This window comes from Paenibacillus sp. YN15 (assembly GCF_003285005.1).
Taxonomy (GTDB): Bacteria; Bacillota; Bacilli; order Paenibacillales; family NBRC-103111; genus Paenibacillus_AR.
Genome location: NZ_QMFA01000021.1, coordinates 17,022 through 42,035 on the forward strand (window position 1 = coordinate 17,022; position 25,014 = coordinate 42,035).

19 protein-coding genes are annotated in these 25,014 nt (G+C 52.7%); all 19 read left to right on the top strand.

Annotated features, from left to right (window positions below; all coding sequences use genetic code 11):
* Window positions 1–63 precede the first annotated feature (63 nt).
* The 19 genes from DQG13_RS17105 (at window position 64) to DQG13_RS17195 (ending at window position 25,000) form a co-directional block, all read left to right on the top strand.
* The gene (locus DQG13_RS17105) at window positions 64–786 is read left to right on the top strand and encodes an alpha/beta hydrolase family protein (protein ID WP_113021001.1); all 723 of its coding nucleotides are present in this window, start codon (window positions 64–66) and stop codon (window positions 784–786) included.
* A gap of 108 nt (window positions 787–894) precedes the next feature.
* A complete protein-coding gene (locus DQG13_RS17110) occupies window positions 895–1,659 on the top strand; it encodes an MgtC/SapB family protein (protein WP_113021002.1) in 765 nt (254 codons plus the stop codon).
* Between the two features lie 163 nt (window positions 1,660–1,822).
* Complete coding sequence (locus tag DQG13_RS31895) at window positions 1,823–2,161, top strand: S-layer homology domain-containing protein (RefSeq protein ID WP_397333988.1); 339 nt, start codon at window positions 1,823–1,825, stop codon at window positions 2,159–2,161.
* A gap of 101 nt (window positions 2,162–2,262) precedes the next feature.
* Window positions 2,263–3,417, top strand: a complete 1,155-nt coding sequence (locus tag DQG13_RS17120; protein ID WP_113021004.1) for an AI-2E family transporter — start codon at window positions 2,263–2,265, stop codon at window positions 3,415–3,417.
* 294 nt (window positions 3,418–3,711) lie between these two features.
* Entirely contained in the window at window positions 3,712–4,272 is a 561-nt protein-coding gene (locus tag DQG13_RS17125; RefSeq protein WP_113021005.1) for a ClbS/DfsB family four-helix bundle protein, read from the top strand.
* Window positions 4,203–4,904, top strand: coding sequence for an AAA family ATPase (locus tag DQG13_RS17130; RefSeq protein ID WP_220094399.1), 702 nt, complete (start codon window positions 4,203–4,205; stop codon window positions 4,902–4,904). Before DQG13_RS17125 ends, DQG13_RS17130 begins: the two co-directional genes overlap by 70 nt.
* A 46-nt stretch (window positions 4,905–4,950) precedes the next feature.
* Window positions 4,951–5,832, top strand: a complete 882-nt coding sequence (locus DQG13_RS17135; RefSeq protein ID WP_113021007.1) for a transglutaminase domain-containing protein — start codon at window positions 4,951–4,953, stop codon at window positions 5,830–5,832.
* 68 nt (window positions 5,833–5,900) lie between these two features.
* The gene (locus tag DQG13_RS17140; RefSeq protein WP_113021008.1) at window positions 5,901–6,257 is read left to right on the top strand and encodes a VOC family protein; all 357 of its coding nucleotides are present in this window, start codon (window positions 5,901–5,903) and stop codon (window positions 6,255–6,257) included.
* 791 nt (window positions 6,258–7,048) lie between these two features.
* Window positions 7,049–9,436 carry a family 78 glycoside hydrolase catalytic domain gene (locus DQG13_RS17145; RefSeq protein ID WP_181592807.1) on the top strand — a complete coding sequence of 796 codons (2,388 nt, stop codon included), beginning with the start codon at window positions 7,049–7,051 and terminating at the stop codon, window positions 9,434–9,436.
* A 25-nt stretch (window positions 9,437–9,461) separates the two neighbouring features.
* On the top strand, window positions 9,462–10,415 hold the full coding sequence (locus DQG13_RS17150) for an ABC transporter permease (protein WP_258525714.1): 954 nt from the start codon (window positions 9,462–9,464) through the stop codon (window positions 10,413–10,415).
* Between the two features lie 11 nt (window positions 10,416–10,426).
* Complete coding sequence (locus DQG13_RS17155) at window positions 10,427–11,299, top strand: carbohydrate ABC transporter permease (RefSeq protein ID WP_113021010.1); 873 nt, start codon at window positions 10,427–10,429, stop codon at window positions 11,297–11,299.
* A 68-nt stretch (window positions 11,300–11,367) separates the two neighbouring features.
* Entirely contained in the window at window positions 11,368–12,930 is a 1,563-nt protein-coding gene (locus DQG13_RS17160; protein WP_113021011.1) for a type 2 periplasmic-binding domain-containing protein, read from the top strand.
* A gap of 111 nt (window positions 12,931–13,041) precedes the next feature.
* On the top strand, window positions 13,042–14,763 hold the full coding sequence (locus DQG13_RS17165; RefSeq protein ID WP_181592808.1) for a cache domain-containing sensor histidine kinase: 1,722 nt from the start codon (window positions 13,042–13,044) through the stop codon (window positions 14,761–14,763).
* 14 nt (window positions 14,764–14,777) lie between these two features.
* Window positions 14,778–16,406, top strand: a complete 1,629-nt coding sequence (locus DQG13_RS17170; RefSeq protein WP_181592809.1) for a response regulator — start codon at window positions 14,778–14,780, stop codon at window positions 16,404–16,406.
* Window positions 16,407–16,549: 143 nt separating this feature from the next.
* Complete coding sequence (locus DQG13_RS17175) at window positions 16,550–19,507, top strand: glycosyl hydrolase (RefSeq protein ID WP_181592810.1); 2,958 nt, start codon at window positions 16,550–16,552, stop codon at window positions 19,505–19,507.
* Between the two features lie 6 nt (window positions 19,508–19,513).
* Entirely contained in the window at window positions 19,514–22,267 is a 2,754-nt protein-coding gene (locus tag DQG13_RS17180; RefSeq protein WP_113021015.1) for a golvesin C-terminal-like domain-containing protein, read from the top strand.
* A 232-nt stretch (window positions 22,268–22,499) separates the two neighbouring features.
* Window positions 22,500–23,189 carry a class I SAM-dependent methyltransferase gene (locus tag DQG13_RS17185; RefSeq protein WP_113021016.1) on the top strand — a complete coding sequence of 230 codons (690 nt, stop codon included), beginning with the start codon at window positions 22,500–22,502 and terminating at the stop codon, window positions 23,187–23,189.
* Window positions 23,190–23,227: 38 nt separating this feature from the next.
* On the top strand, window positions 23,228–24,157 hold the full coding sequence (locus tag DQG13_RS17190) for an ABC transporter permease (protein ID WP_220094400.1): 930 nt from the start codon (window positions 23,228–23,230) through the stop codon (window positions 24,155–24,157).
* 96 nt (window positions 24,158–24,253) lie between these two features.
* Window positions 24,254–25,000, top strand: a complete 747-nt coding sequence (locus tag DQG13_RS17195) for an ABC transporter permease (RefSeq protein WP_258525721.1) — start codon at window positions 24,254–24,256, stop codon at window positions 24,998–25,000.
* The last annotated feature ends 14 nt before the right edge of the window (window positions 25,001–25,014 follow it).

Here is a 25,014-nt window from a genome sequence, read left to right on the forward strand (position 1 = left end):
TCCTCTCAGGGAGCATTCTCACCAAAATAAGCATAGTGTGAATTCTCTGACAGGCTAATCCATATGACGATATCGTTTCCTATTCATTCCAATCATCTGCATTTGTTTGCCTATACCAATGCCCATTTGTTGAAGGGAAAGACGGAAGGAATCGTAATTGATTTTCACGGATTGAATGGAGGGATGCGTATCTTGCGTGAGGACCCTGAGGCGGCTATCATATATGCCCGGCATCGCGCATTGTATATCTATCCATATTATGGTCCATGGAGTTGGATGAATGATACGGCGATCCGAACTGTGGATGCCGTTGTTGAGGCGGCGATGATGAAATATCAATTAAGCGATGGTATCCCGATTGTTGCAACCGGCGGAAGCATGGGAGGACTTGGTGCGCTGGTTTATACAGTGTATGCCGCATGTACGCCGGTAGCCTGTGCCGTTAATAGCCCCGTTTGTGACCTGCTGTACCACTATACGGAAAGAGAGGATGTGCCACGAACCTTATACCATGCTTTTGCTCATTATCCATGCGATCTTGAAACGGCCATCGCTTCTTCTTCCCCCCTTCATCTGGCATATCGCATGCCGGATATTCCATATTATCTGGTTCATGGATTCGAGGACCGGGAGGTAAGCAAACAAGCGCATTCTGACGCTTTTTTCCAAACCCTCCATACTATTAGACGCATTCAATATATCGAAGTGCCGGGCATGAACCATTGTGCTTTGCGAGATGATCAACTTGAAAGGTACTATGCTTTTGTTTTCAGCTATATCGGATAACGGTCAAGGCTGCGCCGGAGGTGGCATAAAAACATTTGACTTGCGATGGAGTGAAGTTTATGATGTGGCGAGGCGTAATTGCGTATAGCGATAATGGTGGTGGCAGCCATGTCCAGCATATGGCATATTTCTGAGCTAGACATGGCTATACGCATTTTCATATCTGCAGGACTAGGTGGAATAATTGGGCTGGAACGGGAATGGAACAATCACTCCGCCGGTCTCAGAACGCATATTCTGGTTTGCATCGGCTCGACCGTCATTATGCTCTTGTCCATGTACGGATTTAATGCCTACGTGAATGAACAGAGCGTACGCATGGACCCGGCGCGGCTGGCAGCCCAAGTAGTGAGTGGCATCGGCTTTCTAGGTGCCGGTGCTATACTGCGCAACGGCTTGAGTGTCTCTGGCTTGACCACGGCGGCCTCAATCTGGGTGGTCGCCGCCATAGGCCTGTGTGTAGGGGCTGGTTTTTTATTTGTCGCAAATTTATCGACTGTAATTGTGCTTGTAAGTTTGTTTCTGTTGAATAAATTGGAAAAACAATTGATGCAGCGAAGCCGGCGGCATGACGTGATGATCCGGTTCACGGAGGAATCAAACACACAGAATTTGATTTATACTTTGCTGCGGGAGCAGGGCATTAGAATTATCGACGTTCGGATGAACTGCCGCAAAATAAATGATGCCGGAAAGCAGGGGGTTATAATTAAGGAAATGAAATTGAGTGTTCAGGTAAAAAAACATATGGATATCATTGAAGCAATGAATCATATCATGACGCTGGAGAATGTGCTTTCGACCCAAACTGGGGCGCTCAAAGCATCTTTGGAAAAACATGAGGAAGCAGAAAGGACAACGATGGTACTTTAAGCTGGGCACGTGATGGGGGTGTATGAGCGCACCAAACACGGAAAATAACTGGATTTTCATCAATGGGAGAAAAATACAAAAACCTGAAAACCCCTGTCTCATAAGGGCTTTTGGGAGGTAAGCTTCCTTTGTTCACCAAGGGTTTTTATTTTTGTGTTTTAACATGGAATCATATGGAACATATACGACCGTCAGAGTCGGGGTATTCACGTCTGTTTCAACGCAAGGGCCAGGGGCTCTATACGGTCATAGACTGGGAGAGAAAAATTTCGCGGATAGTCACAGGCATTGGGCTGAACACGAAATACGGGAGCTGGCCTCCAGTCTGATCATTCGCGGCGTAAGCGACGGGCTTTTTGCGCCGGAGGCCGATTTGACCAGGGCACAATTCATGGCTATGCTGGTACGCGGTCTTGAGCTATCTAAGCATTCCTTTTCAGGGCGAGTTGGACGCTTAAACAGCTTCCGCTTGCTCTTTTTGCGTGAATGCCAACATGGATAAATACATTATATACAAGATCTCTAAACCTCTGGGAACCTTCTGGAATAATGGCGCGAAAAAAGGTATCATTAACATAACATCACCGGGAGGCGAAAGACGGAATGGAGAAGATTCAGGTTTGGCCGGAGCGGTTCAAAAAATTTTTCCTTAATAATAAATTGGTCGTCTTTCTGCTTGTGTTGCTGCTGATCGGGAGTAATGTGCTTGTTTTCTCCCAAATTCCCTTCATCTTCAAGCCGTTGACCGCTCTGATGCACACGGTGGCCTTGCCGGTGATCTTGTCCGGAGTCGGTTATTATCTGCTTAATCCGCTGGTGGATTATCTGGAGCGCAGATGCCGCCTGAAGCGCAGCTTCGGCGTAATTGTGCTGTATCTGCTGATTGCAGGAGGGATAACGCTGATTCTGCTCACGGTTATTCCGATTATCCGCACCCAGGTCGTGGATCTGTCGGATAATTTTCCCCGCTACAGCGAGCAGATCCAATCCCAATTCTACAACCTGATGGGCAGTGATTTTTTCGAATGGCTGCAGCGGACTACGGGTGCCGACTTCAGCATTGCCGAAAATGTGGCCGGTTGGGGAAGCTCTATATTACAGGGTACGGTTAACGGAGTCAGCAGCTTTGTCGGGGCGTTAACCCAGGTGGTGCTTGGGCTGATCACAACACCGTTCATTCTGTTCTATCTGCTGCAAGACGGCAAGAAGCTGCCGGATTACATGATCAACTTCGTACCGACCAGGCTGCAGAAGCGCACCAGGCAAGTCATGGCGGAGATGAACTACCAGATTGCTTCCTATATCCGGGGGCAGATCATCGTCAGCTGCTGCATAGGCATGCTGCTCTACATCGGGTATATCATTATCGGGCTGAAATATGCTCTGGTGCTGGCGATTGTTGCCGCTTGCACAGCGGTGGTCCCTTATCTGGGTCCGGCTATCGCCATCACCCCGGCGTTGATCGTGGCCATGGTAACCTCGCCATTTATGCTCCTGAAGATGGTTGTAGTCTGGACCGCGGTTCAACTGGTGGAGGGAAAGTTCATCTCGCCGCAGATTATGGGCAAGACGCTGCGGGTGCATCCGGTGACGATCATATTCGTGATTGTATTCGCGGGCAAGCTGTTCGGGATTGTAGGCATTATTCTGGCGGTTCCCGGCTATGCGGTGCTGAAGGTGGTTATGACCCATCTTTACCAATGGTTCAGAAACCGGACCGGGCTGTATCCGGAGGGGGACGATCACGATGCATCATGATTGCCATGTCATGGATCATCGTTTGGAGAAGTTCGAGAAAGTGAAACGAATAATATTGGATTGTGCCTGAGGATAAACCGCGGCGGTAACAGGAAGAAAGGAAGCGTTGGGTTTGTTCGTGAAAGGGATGGGGGGCCACTTCGAGAGGATAAGCGCGTGTTTGGTCCGCGCCAAATTCATGTGTGGAGAGGCGCAAGACTAAAAAATTGGCGCGTCTGTCCAAAGTGGAACCCCCATGCTGGGCAAGGGATTTCCGGTTCACTCCGTGGAGGTTCGAGTAAGGAGGGGTTAAAAATGGCAAGGCCAAATACAAAAGAAGATTTAATTCAAGCCGCGGACGAGCAATACGATAAGTTGTGGAAACTTATTAATAGCATTAGTAATGAGGATCAAAACAAAGAATTCACATTTGATAAAGAAAATGCAGGAAAAGAAGCACACTGGAAAAGAGATAATAATATAAGAGATGTTTTAATTCATTTATACGAGTGGCATCAATTACTGTTTAATTGGGTAGATAATAATGTAAAAGGAATAGAAAAACAATTTTTATTAGAACCCTATAATTGGAAAAATTATGGTAATATGAATGTGGAGTTTTGGAAAAAGCATCAAGAAACTTCTTATGAAGAATCAAAGGAGTTATTTATAGGTAGTCATAAAAGAATAATTAAATCAGCAGAAAAATTTTCGAATGATGAGCTATTTTCTAAAAATGCTTTTGCTTGGGTTGGAGGATCAACATTAGGCAGTTATTTTGTTTCAACAACTTCAAGTCATTATGATTGGGCTATGAAGAAAATAAAGAAACATATAAGCACACTGTGTTGCCAGAAAAGGCATACTTTCCGCTGAGAGGAAGGCATGTCTTTTTTCATTCAGAAGAAAATGGTATCCTGGGTATAAAGCTTGCTGCTTTATATGGGGAAACAGGAAAAGGTGAGAATGTGCCTATAATTCACATTTTTGGAGCTTCCGGCTCTGGAACTTCCTCTCTCGGACGCGCATTGCAGGAGAATTACAACTATACGCATCTTGATACAGATGATTATTACTGGTTGCCAACCAATCCGCCTTTTATTGAAAAGCGTTCCACGGAAGAAAGACTAAATTTGATGAGAAGAGATATTGGAAAGTCCTCTCAAAGTGTTATCAGTGGTTCATTGTGCGGATGGGGCGACGCCCTTATCCCTCTTTTTGATTTGGTTGTGCGCTTGGTTGTTCCCGCAGAAGAGAGGATATTTCGATTGAAAAAGCGAGAGTACCAACGATTTGGAGGACGGATTCTTGCAGGCGGTGATATGTATGAGGAACATCAGAAATTTTTGCAATGGGCCTCTGAATATGATAACGGTGACATTTCGATGAGAAGTAAAGCAATGCATGATGAATGGCAAAAAGAGATTTCCTGTACACAAATTACTTTGGACGGCACTCTTTCTCCACAAAGCCTTATGAAGGAAATAAAAATAATCTTCCCGTTATGAGCATAATACGCATCTGATAGTTCCAATAAGCGAAGGAGGGACGGGTATGAGTTATGATATTTATACTGGATTATTAAAGGCGTTTTCGTTGCCCTCAGCAGAAGAAACGGACATACATTTTTTATACGATAACGAGAATCCTCAATTCATGCAATTAAAATCTGCTTATCCAATAGAAGCAATCGCCGGTGATGGGGAGGATTTTTCAAAAGCTGTTCATTTATTGAATTGGGTATCGGAGCATACCTATCACAAAGGGGACTATGATGGGGCAATAGCCTTTAACTCATTGGCCTTACTCAATTATGCTTATGACAAGGGAAGCCAGTGCGGCATTAACTGTGTGGCTTTAGCCACGATTTTATCGGAGTGTCTTCTTGCTGTCGGTTTAAAAGCGAGGAGGGTTTTTCTTATGCCATGTTCTCCATATGATGGCGACAACCATGTCGTTACGCAAGTTTATATCAGAGAAATGAAAAAATGGGTAATGCTTGACCCTACGTTAAACGCATATTTTTCAAACGAACGAGGCGAGTATCTGAGCCTTTTAGAAAATCATTTGGCGAATCAAAAGCCTGTTTTTTTCAATAACGAGGCTAAATATAATGATGACCAATGGAATATAGAAAGTACAAAAGAAAATATAGAATATTTCGCAAAAAACTTATTCTATTTTCAAACATCTGAAATGAGTTCATTTGGAGACGGCGATGCCGTTGAAGAGGGAACTGTTTCTGTAAATCGCAGCATTACATTATGTCCCAAGGGATATGATCCAAAACAAATACGATTAAGCAATATTGAATACCGCGTGAAAAAATATGGAACGAATCCTCGTGTGCAAAGCTGGATAGAGAGAGTCGAAAAGGAAGAGTATACCTATTGCACCTCTATCGATTTTGAGAAACCGCCAAACAGCCTTCTGTGAAGTATGGTATCATGGTTTTAAAGGTAACTGCATCACATAGACAAACAGGAATTTAAGGAGGAACATTTATGAAATTGAATTTTATTACTTTTATGGTGAGAGACATTAAAGCATCAGTTGCTTTCTATCAGGAGCTGGCAGGTCTGCAGGTCATCAATCGCATGAATCCCGGGGCAGGAGAAATTGTATTTCTGGCAAATGAGAAAGGCGAAACGATGCTGGAATTAATCGAATTTGAAGGGGTAGAAAAAGTTGCAACAAAGGGAATGGTTCTGAGCTTTTCGGCAGACGATGAGCTTGGAGAATTGAGAGAGAAAGCACTCACATTGGGCTATTCTCCATCAGAAATAATTGCAAAAGGACCAAAGCCAAAACATTTTACGGTTGCAGACCCCGATGGAATTGTTGTGGAGTTCAGCGTTTAATTTTACATAATCAAAATGATGGGGGTAACTAAAATTTATTTGTACCATCATTTTGATAAAACAATCGGGCCATTTGTCAATTTATCAGATATCCCGATGGATGAAGCAGAAGCTGTGCTGAATAGGATCAAAGCGACTAAACCAAACGTTCAGAGCGCTAAACGCCACTCTGAATATATGGCGGACAGGCATTATTATGAAGAAATACTCCGGACACATTTTGTGGAAAAAGGTGGTGTGTTAAGGAGAAAATCTCCCCATTATATGGTAGTTGAGCATAGTCCATGGTTAAGCACGTGGTTTGAAAATAGTACCTTTATATAAAGATCCCCATTGAGGAATTTGACATCAAAACGATATCTTTTACTTATGGTGATTCCCACCCTGCGTTCAGCCCTCGTGTAAATAAAATGGACGGAAAAGAATATCGCAAACAATTATATACGTACAATGAAATACTAAAGATCATAGAGAAATTAAACCCTTCTTCGGAAGGGTTTTTATTTTTGCGATATTGTTGCCATGGAAGCATGCTTTAGAGCAACAATGTTCTATAGGAAGCGGGAGGGAAGGGGGGGGCGGGCCGCGAAGCCGGAATTGAGGATACCTTAAAATTTTAGAAGGACGCCCATATATTTTAGAAGGTGAAACGCCGCAGCCCCGGTACAATGAAGCCAGAAAACAATTAAAGAATAACAAGTCGGGAGTGGACGTGAACCGTGAGTATAGCCAACAGTTCCAGATTTAAACGGGAACCGGGCCGGACGATGGCCTGGCGGGAGCAAACGCAGTTGATTTGGCATCCGGACGAGGTGGAGACCCATTACGAGCAGCCGGCTAACGCATTCTGTTATTTTCGCAAAACCTTCGGCCTGAGCGGACAGCCCGATGCTGCCCGGGTGCTGTTATTCGCCGATTCCCGCTACATGCTGTATGTGAACGGAAACTATGTGGGCAGAGGGCCGTGCCGCAGCGACCCGCGGGAGCAATATGTGGATGAGTGGGATATAACGGCGCATCTGAGACGGGGGAAAAATGTCATTGCCGTGCTGGCGTTGTATTACGGCTACGGAACGGGCCAATCCATCAGCCGGATTCCGGCATTGGCCGTGGAGGCAGCAATTGCCTTGCCGGGACAGGAGCCCATCTATGTGCACAGCGATGCCGGTTGGAAATGCTTGACCGCCGATGCATGGCTTCGCAGCGCTCCGAGAATCAATGGATGCCAAGGCCCAATGGAAATCGTGGATATGAGCTTGGTGCCAGGGAATTGGACGGCGGCGGATTATGAAGACAAGGCCTGGGTGCAAGCCAAAGGGCGGGGAACCCGGTTGTCTCCGTTCTGGAACTGGGTGGTGCGGGATATTCCGCTGTTGGAGGAAGAGGAAATTCACGCGGCGGGTATTATCAATACCGGAGTGGCGACGGAGCTGCCGCTGCCTCCGGAGCGTCTTCATCATCAGATTCATGCGGAGCAGCCGGTTCTGCAGGAGGCTTTTGCCTGCGCTCAGGCATTAGAAGGCGATTACACGGTGCCCGCATCCTTGCCGGGGCAAGCTTCTGTTGTCACCTTCGATTTCGGAGAGATGGCGGCGGGGTACTTGCAGCTTGAGGTGACCGGCAGCGAAGGAGACATCCTTGATGTGGTCTATGCCGAGGAATTGTGGGAGGGCCGGGCGCTGCTGAACATGAACAACAACCGCCCCATTGACCGCTACATTCTGGCCGAAGGACGCCATGTGCTGGAGCCGGCGTTTGCCTGGCGGGCGTTCCGGTACGCGCAGCTTCGTGTGCGCAATCACCGGGGCCCGGTTATCTTTCACAGGGTAGGAATGAGGATGCGGCGTTATCCCCTTGAACATACGGCATCGCTGCAGTGCAGTGACAAGCGCCTGGCGGGAATCTGGGATATCTCCGCGCACACGCTGCGCCTGTGCATGCAGGACGGATTTCTCGACTCAGCCAGCAGGGAGCAGCAGCAGTGGATGGGGGATGGCCGCTGGCAGGCGGTGATCAACCATTATTATTCGGGCGACAGCCGTCTGCACCGCAAGCTGCTCAGGCAGGTGGGGCAATCCCAGGACTGGACGGGCATGACCAAGGCCAGATATCCCGACGGCCACCACAATTATCCGCCGATCCCCTCCTTCTGTCTGGCCTGGATTTGTTCCTTCCGCGACTATGTCCAATACACCGGGGATACCGGGCTGCTTCAGGAGTGGTGGCCTCAGCTGCTGCTTGCCATCCGTTGGTTCACGGCGTATGAGAATGAGCACGGTCTATTGGAAAATGTACCGTATTGGCCGTTTATCGACTGGGGGGACGGGGCGAGAAACACTACCCTGGACGTAAACCGCGGCGGAATTGTGACGGCGCTGAATCTGCAGTATCTGGAAGGACTGCAGACGATGGACGAGTTCGCCGCACGGATGAACGAGCGTGACGCGCAGCAGCTGTTTGCCGCCAAAGGCGCCAGGCTGAAGGCCGGTGTGGCTGCTTGGCTGTGGAATGGGGAGGAGGGGGCGTACGTGGATTGCCGGGTTGACGGCGCCCTTAGCGGCACTATAAGCGAACCCGCCAATGCTTTGGCCTTGCTTCATCTCCACGGCCCGGACGATGAGCGGGTTCCCCGCATATTCCGGCGTGTGTTCAGCGGCAGGGCCGGCGGAGCGCCGGTTGTGGGCGGCAGCCCCTATTTCATGCTGGTGATCGGGCGCGCCTTATCCCGGATCGGGAGAACCGGCCGGGCGCTTGAGCTGATCATGAGCCGTTACGGGGCGATGCTGGATGCAGGCTCCACCACCACATGGGAGCGCTGGAGCGTATTCCACCGCCAGGCGGACGGGACAATCGCCTATTCCAGCGCCAGCCATGCCTGGGGAGCTTCGCCCATCGTGTTTGTATTCGAGGGGATTTTCGGTCTGCGGCCCCTGGCTCCCGGCTTCCGGCGCTTCGAGCTGGCCCCGGCTCCCTGCGGGCTGGAGCAGATCGGCGCTGCGCTGCCAACCCCCCATGGAGAAATCCGTATGGCGCTCCGGCAAGTCGGAGTAGGCCGGTATGCCCTTGAGCTGGCCATTCCCGAAGGATGCTCGGGAATGCTGTATGGACAGACGCTGGCAGCGGGGGCACAAACCATCATCATCGAAGAGCAGGCGGACGGGTTCCGCCGCTTGCCCTGAAGCTGCGGAGAGGAGGGTGAAACCTATGATAAGCGCAACTTTTGAGAAGCTGTCAGCCGGTATTCGGGCATCGGCCTTGAACCGGAGGCTGCGTCCATTCCGCCTGAACGCCATGCTGTATGTGCTGCTGCTCCCGGGTCTGGTTTACTTTACGCTGTTCAAGTATGTGCCAATGGGCGGCATTCTTATCGCATTCAAGGATTACCGTCTGACGGAAGGCGTATGGGGCAGCCCGTGGGTGGGCTTGGATAATTTCAGAATGTTTTTTGAAGGTGTGTATTTCGCCGAACTGCTGGGCAACACCATCATGATCGCCTTTTACAAGCTGGTGTTTGTGTTTCCGGCGCCGATTCTCCTGGCTCTGATGCTAAATGAGGTCCGCTTCGGCTGGTTCAAGAAGCTGGTGCAGACCATCAGCTATTTGCCCCATTTTATTTCGTGGATTATCATTTACGGTCTGCTGATTGCCTTTATGGCCCCGGGAGAGGGACTGTTCAATCTGATTCTGAAGCAGTTGGGCATGGACCCGGTTTTTTTCCTGACGGAGCCGGGCTGGATTCGCACCCTGCTGGTGTCCACCGACCTGTGGCATTCCATGGGCTGGGGAGCCATCGTCTATTTGGCGGCCATTGCCGGCGTGGACCCCAGCTTGTATGAGGCGGCTGTGGTGGACGGGGCATCCAAGACCAGGCAGCTGTGGCATATCACGCTTCCGGGGATACGGAACGTCATTATCCTGATGCTGATTTTGCGGTTAAGCCACATTCTGGATGTGGGATTCGATCAGGTGTTTATGATGAGCAACGCCATGAACCGGGAAACCTCCGATATTTTGGACACCTGGGTGTACCGCGTGGGCATTCAGGAAATGCGCTACGGCTTGGCCACCGCCGTCGGCCTGTTTAAATCTTTCATCGGTTTAATCCTGTTAATTGCCGCGAATCAGACAGCCAAAAAATTCGACGGGCAAATCTGGTAAGGAGGATATCCATGCATAAGCTGACCCCGGCCGAAAAAATCGTCCATGCGCTCATCTATCTTGCCTTGCTTGCGCTTATGGCCATCTGTCTGTTCCCCTTCCTGTATGTGCTGGGGGTGTCCTTCACCTCCCAGGCGGAAGCCATGCGCCGTTCCATCGTCATCATCCCCGAGCATATTACCTTGGCCGCCTACAAGGAAATATTGGGCACGAAGCTGATCTACAGCGCGTATCGCGTCACCTTGTTCGTAACGGTTGCGGGAACACTCCTGAACCTGGCTTTTACCATGCTGACCGCTTATCCCCTTGCCCGGAAGAGCCTGAAGGGACGTCAATTCTTCCTGCTGTACATCGTCTTTACCATGCTGTTCAGCGGCGGGATGATTCCCCAATATCTGCTGGTGAAGGAATTGGGAATGCTGAATTCCGTATGGTCGCTTGTGGTCCCCGGCCTGATCAGTGCGTTTAATCTGCTTATTGTCAAAGGCTTTTTCGAGCAGCTGCCGGAGGCCATCGACGAGTCGGCGCGAATAGATGGCGCCGGGGAGCTGCGGATTCTGTGGAGCGTGGTGCTGCCGTTGTCTTCGCCGATCCTTGCCACCATCGGCTTGTTTTACGCCGTCGGGCATTGGAACAGCTTCTTCGACGCCGTATTGTACATTCAGGATGCAGACAAATATCCCCTCCAGGTGGTGCTGCGCAATATATTGCTGGGGGCCACGGCCCTCAACAACGAGAATATTCCCGACATGCAGGATGCGGTAAATCCCATCTCGATTCAGATGGCGGCGGTCATCGTGACGACAGTTCCGATTTTGCTGGTATATCCGTTTATCCAGAAGCATTTTGCCAAAGGGGTCCTGCTGGGCTCGGTAAAGGGGTAATCGCTTTCATGTTATGATATGATAGGGACGCATCCCTTCATATATATCTGTCTGAAGGAGAGGGTCATATGAAAAAGAACAAGCAAATCTTCCAGGGGATGGCAGCCCTATTGTTGGCCGGCGGTCTGCTGGCAGGCTGCGGCGGAGGTGCGGAGAAGGAAGGGGAGCCGTCCGCGACGGGAGGAGAGGAGAATGCCCGGATTAAAATCACCATGTTCAATACGGCGGGGTTCCGCCCTACGGTTCCTGTATTGCCCATCGATAAAGATCCCATCCGGCAGATGATCGAGAAGGCCGTTAACATTGAGCTGGATATGACGGTGATTGGCGATGGGGCCCTGGATAAGCTGAATACATTGGTGGCCTCCGGGCAAACGCCGGACCTCATTCATCTGCCGACGCGGGTGGATGCGGTGAAATATTACAATCAGGGCGTAACGGCGGAGCTGGATGAGCTGCTGAAGGGAACGCCCCGGCTGGTGGATGCTTTTGAAGCATGGCGCTGGGAGCCCCTTCGGTACAAAGGCAATACCATCGGCGTGCCGGGCGTGGAGTCGGTAGGGGGCATTAACGGCTGGTGGATCAACAATGACTGGCTGAAGAAGCTGAACCTGAAGGCGCCGGAAACGGCAGATGAGCTGCTGGAGGTGATGAAAGCGTTTACCTACAATGATCCCGACGGCAACGGCAAAAACGATACCTACGGCTTTGTCGCCGGAATGCTGAAGGACGGCACCCTGACTCACGGCTGGCAAAAAATATTCTGGATGTTCGGCGTCAATCCCAATTATGTGGATGTAGTGGACGGAAAAATTGTGTATCATAACACGGAACCGCGGATGCAAGAGGCGCTGACCTTCATTAACCGGATGATTGAGGCCAAGGTGGTTGATCCCGATTGGCTGACCATCACCACCAGCCTGCAGCTGGATGAAAAAATGTACAAGGGCAAGGTGGGCATTATCATTCAGGACTGGCGCAGGCTGGAGCCGGAGCATGTGCAGAAGATGCAGGAGATCGGCGGCTCCTTGCCGGACTGGAAGCTGATTGCCCCGCCCAAGGGGCCGCATGGGGACCAGATTCTGGACCTGAAGGTGTTCCAAAACTCCCAATGGGCGGTCTCCAAGGAAGCGGCCAAGGACCCGGTGAAGGCCAAGCGGATCATGGAATTGCTGCAATACTTGTACACGGATGAAGAGGCGTATCCGTACCTTGCTTACGGCGTGAAGGATGTAACCTGGAAGGAAGTGAACGGCAAGGCGGAAATTACGGATAAGACGTCCTACAACGAGAAGGAATATGACTGGAAGTATCATTATGCATTCGTCCGTAGGGCAGACGATGAGGCTTATTTCGCTTTCAAGAACCCGGATACTAAAAGTTACCATGCGCTGAATATGCAATATCTGCGGGATAACAACGTCATGCCCCGTCTGGTCAGCGATTCCAAGGACACACTGGCTGCCGACAGGCTCAAGTATATGAACGAAATGATGCTGAAATTCGCCACCGGCAAGGAGCCGCTTGCCAAGTGGGGGGATTATGTGAAGACGCTGGAGGACAAGTTCAAGCTCAGCGAGCTGCTGGGCATTTATACCACCCAGCTTCAGGAGGAGGGTATTCTCCGGTAGAACTGCAGACCGGCAAAAAAGGAGGCGTCCGCCTTCTTTTTTGGCGTCTTGCGGAGTGGCTGTGGTATAACTTGCGGTATCATTCAGAAAAAAGACAGGGAAGCGATGGGTATGATGTCCTGGATGAAGGGAATCACCTTCAAGCTGTTTGTCATTTGTCTCGTATTCGCCGGCAGTACCGTCCTCATAATAAGTGTGCTGTTCTATAACTACATCAAGGAGGATACGATTCATAGCCGGGTGGAGCAGAACCGGCAAATTTTGCAGAAGGTCAAGCAGTATTTGGACATGTATTTCCTCATGATCGAAAACACCCACTATACGGTGCTGTCCACGATCAAACTGTCCATGGACAACCCTGACATTTTGCAAAATCAATTGGATCAGCTGTATCTGGCCAACGGGGGAAACTTGAAAAATATCTATATCATCAATGAGGACCTGTCCATTATCGGCGGCAATGTGATATCCAAGGCGTATGACGAGCCGCTGCCGGAGCGGCAAAGGCTGTATGAGCAGGCCCTTGCCAATCCCTTGAGCATCAAGGCGACGGAGCCGTATATGTCCACGTATTCGGGGCGCACGATTACGGTGACGCGGCTGCTTTCCTACAATAACGAAAATGCGGTGCTGGCGTTCGACCTGGATTTGGAGGCCCTGGAGGATCATCTGCTGAGAATCGGCGATTACAACGACTATAAGATCGGCATTCTCCATCAATCCGGCGTGCCGGTGGCGCAAAGCCTCAGCTTGAATGCCATGACGGTTTCCGCAGATGGAAAATATAAGCTGGGGACGCTTGACTTCATGAGTATTTACAATGCCGGCAAGGATGTCTTCACAACGCAAATCAACGGCGCCCCGGCCACCATTACCAAGCTCCTGATGCCCAGGCAAAACTGGATTGTATACTCGGTGCTGGATGAAACACCGCTTCGGAAGTCGCTGGAGCGGCTGCGCGCCTACTCTGCGGGTCTGGGATTTGTCGGTTTTTTTCTCAGCCTGGTCACGGCCTTCCTTGTATCCCGCTTCATCCGCAAGCCGGTGTATTATTTGAAGCGCAAGATGCGGGAGGTTCGGAACGGCAATCTGGATATTGTCATCTCCAATCACCGCCAGGATGAATTCGGGGAGCTGGCCGACACCTTCGATGACATGATCGGGCGCATCCGCCATCTGATCAACCATCTGAACGTCAGCGAGCAAATGAAGCGGGATATGGAAATCCAGGTGCTGCAGTCGCAGATCAATCCCCATTTTCTCTACAATGCCTTGGGCTCCATCAGCAATGTGGTGGCGCTGGGGAGAACCGGGGAGGTGGACCGCCTTGTCCGTTCGCTTATTTCCATTCTGGAGTACGGGATTGCCGACGCCTCCGACCGTGTCACGCTGCGGGAGGAATTGCGCAATGTGAAGGATTATCTATATATTCAGAACATCCGTTATGACCAGATGTTTGCGTTGGAGGAACAGATGGACGCGGAGCTGCTGGATGCGCCTGTGCTGCGCATGATCCTGCAGCCGATTGTGGAGAACGGCATCTTCCACGGCTACCAAGGAGGGACGCTGGAAGGAACCATCACGGTCTCCGCCTGCCGGGACGGAGGGAGGATGATCATTGCCGTCTCGGATAAAGGTGTTGGGATGGAGGAAGAGCTTGCAGGGCGGATTTTGCAGCGCTCCTATGGAGCGGAGCGGCCGAAACGGCGCCAGCGCATCGGCTTGTACAACATTCATAAGCGGATTCAGCTTTATTATGGCGAGGACTACGGAGTTGAGGTAAGCAGCAAACCGGGAGAGGGAACGGTCGTTCGCCTGGCGTTTCCGTTATGAAGGAGGTAAATACGGTGAGAACCTACACTTGCATGGTTGTGGATGACGAGGCGTTGATTGTGCAGCGGCTGCGCCTTTTATTTGCGGGAATAGAGCGGCAGCACCGCCAGTTCCGGCTTGTGGCAGCGGCCAAGAACGGCGCGGAAGCGTTGGAGCTTGCCGCAGACCTGAAGCCGGACATTGTGATCACCGATATTGTGATGCCGGGAATGGACGGGCTGGAGCTGATCGGCCGGCTGAAGGAGCTGCTGCCCCGGGCGATTCTGGTCATTCTCAGCGCCTATACGGATTTCGATTATGCCCGGCGGGCCCTGGAGATGAATGTGCAGCAATATTTGCTTAAGGTGCCGTTAAGCGAGACGGAGGTTGCCGCTGCCTTGCTGCGGGCCCAGCGGACACTGGAGGCCCAGGAGTCGGAGGCGGTGAAGCTTAGGCAGCTGAACGCTACGGTAAGGGGCAATCTGCACCGGCTGCGCAAGCAGGTGGTGGAGGAGCTTCTTCATGGCGAGGTTGGCCCGGGCGGCATGGAGGCCCGCTGCGGGGAGCTGATGATCCGGTTCAAGCCGCAGAAGTACAGCTGCTTTGCCGTGCGGATTGAGAACCTGGGGGATTTCCGCCGACAATATGAATCCAGGGACCGGAAGGCGCTGAAGTACGGGATGCTCAATATCATCGAGGAGCTGCTGGGCGCTTCGGAGCGGGGCTTCTGCTGCGAGCTGGAGCCGGAGCTGATTGCCGGTTTTATTTCCCGGGCGGAGCTGAAGAGCGAGCTGGACTTGCTGCAAGCCAACCAGTCCCTGGGGCAAAGTATCAGGGAGAACATTCACGGCTATTTGAAGCTGACGGTAACCGTATCCTTCAGCGGTTGGCATTCCGGCTGGGGGACGGCGCCCCAAGCATTCCGGGAAGCAAAGCAGGCACTGGAGGATACCTTCTATATCGGCGAAGGCCGGGTTATCACCCCCTCCAACCGGCTTCTGTATGAGGCTGCGGCCGCGGACGAGTTTGCGCTGGCTTTGCGGCAGCTGCAAGAGCTGCTCGCACCCGGAGCCGACGGGCAGGCGAGGCAGCGCGCGGTCCAGCGCATCCGGCGGCTGCTCCAAAGCCGCAAGCTGCAGCCGGGGCGGGTGCTGGAAGAGACGGCGCGGTTTATCAGGGCGGCGGCCCCCGGGAATGGACAGGGCAGGCATGCGGCGGGACAAATGCCGGGACATAACGATCCGCCCCGGTTTGCAAGCTGCCACGGCCTTCTGGACTGGCTGGAGAACGGACTGCCCGGCTGGTTGGAGCGGCTGCATCAAACGGAAGAGCGGACGGAAATCCGCAAGGCGAAGCAATTTATCGATGGACGGCTGGCAGAGCGGCTGACGCTGCATCAGGTGGCCGAGCATGTCAATATGAATCCCGCCTATTTCAGCGCTTTCTTCAAGAAGGAAACCGGCGAAGGCTTCATCGATTACCTGAACCGCCGGAGGATTGACAGCGCCAAGCTGCTTATGGAGCAGCGCGACTATACCAACGCGGAGCTGGCCGAGGCGGCAGGCATCGCCGACGAGCGTTACTTCTGCACGTTGTTCCGCAAGCATACTGGGATCTCGCCGCAGAAGTTCATGCGGAATTTGCGCAAGCGGCCTTTCGGCTGAAGCTCATGCGGGGATTGCCGCATTCTTAAAATATTAAAGCAATCCCCAAATATTTTAGAGGCCCCCGGTTTGCAGCCTGATATAAGATGAGGACAGAGCGCAGGGCGCTCGCGGGAAGAAGCATGGAAAGAGGTGAGGCGCACATGATTGGGCGAAGCGACTTTCAGCATCCGCATGGGGAGTGGAGGCCGGTCATCTTCTGGTCCTGGAACGGGATGCTGGAGAAAGACCGGCTTCGCCGGCAAATCCGGCAGATGAAGGAGGCGGGAATTGGCGGTTTTTTTATGCATGCGCGTGCGGGGATACAAACCCCGTATTTGCGGCGGGAATGGTTCGGCATGGTTCAATTTTGCCTGGAGGAAGCCCGCAGCAACGGGATGCAGGCTTGGGCTTACGATGAGTACGGCTGGCCCAGCGGCTATGCGGGCGGCGAGGTGCCGCGGCTTGGCCCGGCATACCGGGCCAAGGCGCTGGTAGAGCTGGAGCACCGGGAGACGGATGCGGCATACCGGTTGCTTGGGCATGACGGTCAGCTGGGGCGGTATTATTACCAATGGACGGCGCCGCTGGGCAATCCCCGTTTTCTGGGAGCCTCCGGGGTGGATCTGATGAATCCGGATGTGGTGCAGGCGTTTATCCGGCATACCCACTGTGTGTATGAGGAGCATGTGGGGGAAGCGTTTGGCACAGCCATTCCGGGCATATTCAGCGATGAGGCTTGTCTGATGATGGAGCGGGGAGGAACCGGCAATGCCCTCCCGTGGACGGAAGGGTTCCAGTCCCGCTTTCAGGAAGCTTACGGCTATGATTTGATCCCTCATCTTGCTTCCCTGTTTCATTCTGCCGGGGAGCGGTACCGGGAGATCAGATACGATTATTGGAGGCTTATGGTGGAGCTGCTGGTCAACCATTACAGCAAGCCGATCTTCGAGTGGTGCGGGGCGCGGGGACTTGCCTTCACGGGACATTACATGGGCGAGGATCATTTGACGAAAATCATGCGGTATTTGGGCGATCCCATGCCCCACTATGAGTACATGCACATTCCCGGACTGGATTATCTGGGCAGGCAAATCCACAAATCGGATACGGAGCTGTGTGCTGCGGGAGGCACGGTCATGACTGTCAAGCAGGTTACCAGCGCAGCCCGCCAATTGAACAAGCCCCGCGTGCTGTCCGAATTGTTTGGCGGCGCCGGACAGATGTTTGATCTCCGCATGCAAAAATGGATGATCGACTGGCATCTGGTGCTGGGAGTCAATATGTTTACGCCCCATCTGCTCCCCTATTCCATGCTTGGGGTGGCCAAGCGGGATTGGCCGCCTGTGATCGGCCCGCAGCAGCCCTGGTGGAGCCATGCAGGCCAGCTTCATGATTATCAGGCCAGAGTGACCTATGCCTTGTCCCAAGGAGAGCGTCAGGTCCCGCTCTTGGTCCTCCATCCCATGGAATCCGCCTGGGAGCTGTACCGGCCGCAGGAAACCGCGGCAGTGGAGGCGCTCAGCGACCGGCTTGCGGAGCTGTGCCTCAGGCTGCTGGACGCACAGCTGGATTTTGATTTCGGCAATGAAGCGATTATTGCCAGGCATGGGCGTGTTGAGGAAGGGCAGCTTATCGTGGGCAGCGCCGCCTATAAGGGGGTTGTCATCCCCGCCTGCACACGGTTAAGGCCTTCTACCGTTCAACTGCTGAGACAGTTCCACGGGGAGGGAGGGGTGATTTGGTATGACGAATGGGCTTGCGCGCCAATCCCGGGATTGCTTGAAACCGCTTCCTTCATTCCGGCGGCCCGAGGGCTGGATATCGAAGAGCTGCGTCTTGTGCAGCCGGCGCTATGCAGGTTTTACGGGAAGGAGGGAGACCATCCCATCTGGCTGCACGAACGGCAGGGCGCAGGGGGGAAGCTGCTGTTTCTCAGCAATTTGTCCATGAGCGGCCAAGTGCGGGGGGAGCTGCGCATTCCAGGGGGCGCCCGGGGCGAGCTGTACCGGTGGGATGGGGAAACGGGAGAGGTCAGCCGGGTTGCCGCAACGGCCGGAGAAGACGGGGCGTTATCCGTTCGGGTGAGCTTCCGCCCGCGCCAATCCCTGCTGCTGGAATGGAAGGAAGGAGCGGGGGCGGAGGCTGTCGGCGGGCAGGAAGAGCGGATAGCGGCTTCCCATTCCGGCCCGGCTGTACGCTTGAATGAGGAGCGGACATACGGCGGTATCGTTGAGATTGGCGGATTCAACGTTGCCGGCGGCGACGATAATCTGCTGCTGCTGGACCAATTTCAATGCCGGGACGAGGAAGGGGGAGGCTGGCTCCAACCTGCATGTGCCCAGGATACGGAGATCGCTTCGATGCGGACAAGGCTGGTCCGGACCGCCGTGGCTGTCTCTCCGGAAGGTTTGCCTGCCCAGGTGCGGCTGATCGCCGAGCCGGGCATCTGCCATAGCATACGGTGGGACGGAGTTATGCTGGAGCGCACGGTGGCGGACTGGATGGACCCGGAGTATGAGGGATATGGAGTGCCCGCCCGGCTGCTGGGCCCCGGAATCCATTATGCCGAGATAGAGCTGCGGACCGAATGCCGTGAGCTTGAAAATATGTATTTGCGCGGCAATTTCAAGGTCGTCCGTTGCGGTCCCAAGCAGTTCAGGCTGCATCCCTGGAATGGGGATTGCGATCCGTCGGACCTGGTGAACAGCGGTTATCCGTTTTTCAGCGGTTCGCTGTCGCTGCGCACGGAATTTCACTGGAATGGAGATGCCGGGGAGGAGCATGGCAGCCGGTGGCATATTTATTGTGAGAAGCCGCAATTCGCCGGAGCCGTACTGGAGATTAATGGCCATGCTGCAGCCGCAAGGGTGTGGGAGCCCTGGGCCTGGGATGTTACCGACTGGCTGGTGCCGGGGCGAAATGAGCTTGTCTTCCATGTTGTCAATACGCTGAGAAATGTGTATGGCCCCCATTATGTGCCCCATGATGAACGGATGCCTTATTTGCGCCGCGTTGTTTTTCTGGAGCAGCAGCATCATGAGCTGGTGCTGCAGCCCTTCGGACTTGGCAAGGTTTACATGGGCTATGGGCTGTCTGATAGGAACCACAAAAAGGAGTGATCGGCGATGTTTGCTTCTAAAGAAGAGATTGCGGGGAAGCGGTGGAAGCTTCCCTCTCAGGTGAAGCTGCTGCTTGCGTTATGTGTTGCCCTCGGGATTGGCGGTGGCGGCGCTGCGGTTTCCACCGTTTCTGCCGATGCCGTTGTCAGACCCGAACATTACGGGGCTGTGGCCGATGACGGGCTGGATGATACCCGGGCGATTCGGCAAGCCATGCTGGAAGGGGCCGGTGCAGGCCTGCCCGTATCCCTCTCGCCGGGAACATACCGGATTGCTCCGCCGCAAGCGCAATGGGGCTTCTCGAACGGTGGAACGGACGGGGATTGGACAGTAACCAACGCCGCTTATTCGTCGGTGGGCGGAGGCAGCTTGTCGGCAACGGCAGCCGCTGCGGGACCGTTAAGCATCACTTCGCCCGCTTATTTGGGATTGGATGCAGGCAAATACAAGCAAGTGAAGCTGCTGCTGAAGAATGCGTCGGATGCGGAGGAGGCTACGATCTTCTGGACCGGTGCCCCGGGACAGCCGTGGACCACTCTGCGGAGCGCAACCATTGCGCTGACGCCGTACGATACGCAGGCCACGGAATATGTCTTCGATTTGAGCGGACATGCCCAGTGGAGCGGGGCCGTTCATCAGGTGTCCGTCCGTTTCGGAGATGACCCGGCAAGCGGCGTATTGGAGTTGGATCATATCCGGTTTGACGCAGGTACGGTCCGCAATGAACTCATGTACTCCTTCAGCTTTTTGTTCCATGAATTGCAGGGACTTGAGCTGGCTGGAGACGAAACGGTGCTGTTGATTACCGATCCCGTTGCCGGTTTTTTCCGCTGTCTGGATTGCTCGGAGCTTTCGTTTGAGGGAATAACCATCGAATACGAGACGCCGCCGTTTATCCAGGGGACGGTTGCCTCCATCGACCAGGCGGCATCCACCTTCGATTTTGTTCCCGATCCGGGCTACACCTTGCTGGAGGACCCGCGCTTTGGGGAGCTGCCCAGAATATGGGGCACCGTCCGGGATGCGGACAACCCCTTGCTGATGAAGAGCAGCGCCAATGATCATATTAATGTGAACGGTTGGACGAAGCTGTCCGACGGCATGACGTACCGGTTCCAGGCGGCTGTACCGTCTCAGGTGGGTCCGGGACAAATCGAGGCCGGAGATCCGTTCGTCATGGTCACACGCGATCATGGCAATGGCATCTTCCGCTTGGAGGAGTCGGATACTATCGCCGTTACGGATGTAACGGTCCACGGCTCCTCCGGCGCCACGCTAGTGGGCTACTACACCGACGGCATTGAGATCGACCGTTTGCGCATTATGCGAAAGCCCGGAAGCAACCAGATGATCGTGACCAATGCGGATTCCGTTCATGTGCAATCAGCAAGAACAGGCCCTGTGGTTCAGGATTCCCTGTTTGAAGGAGTGATGGATGATATCGTAGCCATCTATAACCGGCCGCTGCTTATCTCGCAGATCATCTCGGAGACGGAGCTGCATGTGCAAGGGATATCCGGATCGAAGGTGCCCCGGGCCGGAGACCGTCTGCAATTTTTCCGCGCAGTGAACGGGGTTGTGCTGGGCACGGCCACGGTTGTCTCCGTGCAGCCGGATTCCCTGGCTCCGGCGACCAAGGCCCTGATTACGCTGGATACCCCGGTAGCCGGACTCCATGCCGGTTCTACTCCATCCGACTCCGATCTGGTTTACAACCTGAGTACGGTTGGAGCGGGCTTCAGCATTACGGACAGCATCTTCCGCGATTCCCGGCGCAATGGGCTGTATCTGAAATCCACGGACGGCTGGATTGAGGGCAATTTGTTTCAAAATCTGGGCAATGCGGGCGTTATGCTCACCGATGATCCCGACGTTCCCAACGGACCCGCCCCCATGAATATTCATGTCCTTAACAATGTAACGGACCATGTTAATTTTCTGGATGTGTACAGCAGGCATCCTTATGCGGCAGCCATTACCGTGTTCTCGCAGAAGAGCGGCAGGGCGGTGGCGGACGGCAGAAATATTACGGATATTGTCTTGGAGGGTAATCTGGTCCGCAATCCGGTGCGCAACGGAATCTATCTGGGCGGCGTGAGGGGAGCCGTACTTACCGACAACGAGATTGAAGTTACAGGTACGGAAGCGGTTAACGGCGTCTTCGCGGGCCTGTCCATTGAGCATAGCGACAATATTGAGGTCGACGGCTTAACGATTGCCGATACCAGGCCGCAATTGACAGCAGGCATTCTGATCCAAGGCATTGTGGACAATATTGCGGCGGACCGGCTGAGCTTTGCCCTTGGCGCGGGCGTACCGGATATTCTGGATTGGTCCACGGCGCCTTTGCCGGAAGATGCCCTGGTTGTCCCTGTATTGGGAGCAGGGTATGGGGAGACGGGATCATCATGGATCAACAGCGGTCTGAAGGGGCATGACGGCAATCTTACCCGCTACAGCTTTGCAGGCAATGCCACGGCCTCCTGGACGCCGGAGCTTGAAGCCGGAACCTACGAGGTGTTTGTATACCGGGTAACCAGCTCCAACAGCGAACCCGCCAGCAGGCTGGAGGTATACCATAACGCCGGTGTAAGCCAGCGGGTTTTGGATTATACGGCGGGAAGCGCCGGCTGGGTGTCCTTGGGCACTTACTCTTTCCAGGCGGGCACCGGGGGATACGTGAAGTTGTCCCACCTGGACCCGCTGGCTCCCGGAGGAGCGCTGCGGGCTGCCGCCGTTGCTTTTGTCCGGCAGGAATGAAGCTGATTTGCCAATGAACAGCCGAATAGCTAACCTCAAAAAGCGCCTTCCGGGGCGCTTTTTTTCTGCCCATGGGCATCTTGTCAGCCAGATTGTTTTATGCTTTAATTGTAATATGTAATTTTTACGAATTTGCAAGGTGCCAGTTTACCTTCCATGAAACCATGAAGGGATTTTTTTTGGAGATAACTTGAGAATTTCTCTCAATTAAACGTATCAAGGAGGAATTTCATTGAACGATCACCAGCTGTATGATGTGTGGTGGCATGATGATGTAAAAGGAGAGCAAGCGATGGAGGATAACCATCAGCCGCATTGGCGCAAGGTGCTTAACATGATAGAGGAAACCGATATCAGCGATTGTAATGTGCTGGATTTTGGCTGCAACCAAGGCGGCTTCCTGCGGTATTTGTACAGCCATAAGCCTTTTTTGAAGGGGACAGGCGTTGATCTGGCGCAGAAATCCATTGAGGTCGCCAATGCGCGCAAGCACAATTTGCCTATTGCGTATGAAGCAACTGCACATGTTGACCAATATAATCATGCTTTTGATATGGCGTTCAGCATTTCCGTCATTTATTTAATCCAGAATCTGGACGAACATGCATGGAAGATCAAGCAGGCGCTGAAGCCGGGCGGCGTGTATTACTGCACCTATACGGATTACAGCAAGAACCCCTGTCTCTTGCATTACAAGAAAAGAATTGACCGTCAGGGCTCGCTGCCGATGCAGCTCCATTCGCTTAATGATATCGCCGATGTTTTTTTTCGTGAGAACTTCTCGGTGGGAATTCGCCGGATGATGCCCCAGGGCTACATTACTCTCGATCCCAGGGATGAATGGTTCCATAATATTGCCGACAGGATGCAATATGAATATCAGGAGGCGTACATATTCCGGTTCGTTGCTCCAGCCGAATAGAAGAGATGCTTATATCCACCTCGGAAGGGGGCAAGAGCTTGCTTCGGGCTGCCGGAAAAACCTTATCCGTATTGTTGATTACCTTGCTTGGCATTACGGTTCTATCCTTCGGACTCTCCTATCTGTCCCCCAGCGATCCCGCCGAAATCCTGCTTACGGAAAACGGAATTGCGCCTTCTCAGGAGCTGCTGCAGAAAACAAGAGAGGAGCTGGGACTGAACAGTCCCGTGTATATCCAATACTGGTCCTGGCTTACCGACCTGCTGCAGGGAGATATGGGGAGCTCCATCAAGTCGAACCGTCCGGTTGGACTTGAATTAATGAAATCATTGCCCAATACGCTTATGCTGGCCGTTTCTTCCATGCTGGCAACCATAGCGGTGTCGGTTCCTTTGGGAGTGGTGTGCGCCAAATATCAGGGCAGTTGGTTTGACCGGACCATTCAATTGGCCAACTATATCTTTATCTCGCTGCCGGTTTTTTTCATTTCATTGATTTTAATGTATGTGCTGGCGCTTAAGCTTAACCTGCTTCCTGTCATCAGCTCCGGCAGCGGGAAGGGAATTATTATGCCTGCGCTGGCGCTGTCCCTGAATTTGATTGCCGTCTACGTCAGACAGATCAGGGCCATTGTCCTGCGGGAGATGCAGCATGATTATGTTCTTGGCCTGTATGCCCGGGGCGTACCTGGACATACGGTATTTTTTGTGCATATTGTAAGAAATACTTTAACTCCGATTGTTACGCTGACAGGCATCTCGCTGGGCACCCTGCTTGGGGGCACTATTATTGTAGAGAGCATCTTCAATTGGCCGGGGGTAGGAAAACTGGCGGTAGAAGCGATCCAATACCGGGACTATCCGGTTATACAAGGCTATGTGGTATGGATGGCCTTCATCTATTTTTTGATTAATGCCCTTATTGAGCTTATTTATCTGTTCCTGAATCCGAAGCTGAGAAAAGTTTAGGTGGTGAACAAGCTGTCCGTGTCCGCGCAGAAAAAAATAAGGATACAGCTTTCGGTCAGTTTGCTGTTTGTGATCCTTATTATTGCACTTGCCATGATGGGGTCTATTATTGCTCCCCATGATCCTTACAAAACGAATTTGTTATTGGCTCATCTGTCTCCCAGCCGGCAATTTCCCTTCGGAACAGATCATTTGGGAAGATGCGTGCTGTCGCGAATATTATCGGGCGCCTCCATATCTGTTTTTTCCGCCATTGCCGTTGTGCTGATCGCCTCCCTTATAGGAGTCGCATTAGGGGTGATTGCGGGATATGCCGGCGGCTTTATCGATTCTTTTATCATGCGGATCACCACGATATTTCAGGCGTTTCCTTATTTTTTGATGGCGGTGGCTGTCGCCGGGATGCTGGGGATCGGCCTTTTTAACGGGATGCTTTCGTTGATTGCGGTTTTTTGGACTTCTTATGCGCGCTTGGGGAGAAGCCTGATTCTGGGCATTAAGGATGAAGCTTATGTGAAGGCTGCCAGGATTTGCGGAGCAGGAGGCCATCATATCATATTGAAATATATGCTGCCCAATATAGGTTCTCCCCTTTTGGTAAAAGGGATTCTGGATATTAGCGCAGTGGTCTTGAGTATGGCCGGCTTGTCCTTCCTGGGTCTGGGCGCACAGCGTCCCACGGCGGAATGGGGAGCTATGATGAGCGAGGCCAAAAATTATCTGCAGACGGCCCCATGGGTTGTGGTCTTTACCGGATTGGCTTTGTTTATTGTGGTGGTGGGTTTTAATTATTTGGGCGATTCGCTTCGCAGCAGGATGGACAGCAAAGCGACCGGAAAATGAATGGGAGGGGTATT

Coding starts and splice junctions, on each gene's coding strand:
- DQG13_RS17105 (WP_113021001.1), top strand. CDS start 64: ATGACGATATCGTTTCCTATTCATTCCAATCATCTGCATTTGTTTGCC.
- DQG13_RS17110 (WP_113021002.1), top strand. CDS start 895: ATGTCCAGCATATGGCATATTTCTGAGCTAGACATGGCTATACGCATT.
- DQG13_RS31895 (WP_397333988.1), top strand. CDS start 1,823: ATGGAATCATATGGAACATATACGACCGTCAGAGTCGGGGTATTCACG.
- DQG13_RS17120 (WP_113021004.1), top strand. CDS start 2,263: ATGGAGAAGATTCAGGTTTGGCCGGAGCGGTTCAAAAAATTTTTCCTT.
- DQG13_RS17125 (WP_113021005.1), top strand. CDS start 3,712: ATGGCAAGGCCAAATACAAAAGAAGATTTAATTCAAGCCGCGGACGAG.
- DQG13_RS17135 (WP_113021007.1), top strand. CDS start 4,951: ATGAGTTATGATATTTATACTGGATTATTAAAGGCGTTTTCGTTGCCC.
- DQG13_RS17140 (WP_113021008.1), top strand. CDS start 5,901: ATGAAATTGAATTTTATTACTTTTATGGTGAGAGACATTAAAGCATCA.
- DQG13_RS17150 (WP_258525714.1), top strand. CDS start 9,462: ATGATAAGCGCAACTTTTGAGAAGCTGTCAGCCGGTATTCGGGCATCG.
- DQG13_RS17155 (WP_113021010.1), top strand. CDS start 10,427: ATGCATAAGCTGACCCCGGCCGAAAAAATCGTCCATGCGCTCATCTAT.
- DQG13_RS17160 (WP_113021011.1), top strand. CDS start 11,368: ATGAAAAAGAACAAGCAAATCTTCCAGGGGATGGCAGCCCTATTGTTG.
- DQG13_RS17165 (WP_181592808.1), top strand. CDS start 13,042: ATGATGTCCTGGATGAAGGGAATCACCTTCAAGCTGTTTGTCATTTGT.
- DQG13_RS17175 (WP_181592810.1), top strand. CDS start 16,550: ATGATTGGGCGAAGCGACTTTCAGCATCCGCATGGGGAGTGGAGGCCG.
- DQG13_RS17180 (WP_113021015.1), top strand. CDS start 19,514: ATGTTTGCTTCTAAAGAAGAGATTGCGGGGAAGCGGTGGAAGCTTCCC.
- DQG13_RS17195 (WP_258525721.1), top strand. CDS start 24,254: ATGGGGTCTATTATTGCTCCCCATGATCCTTACAAAACGAATTTGTTA.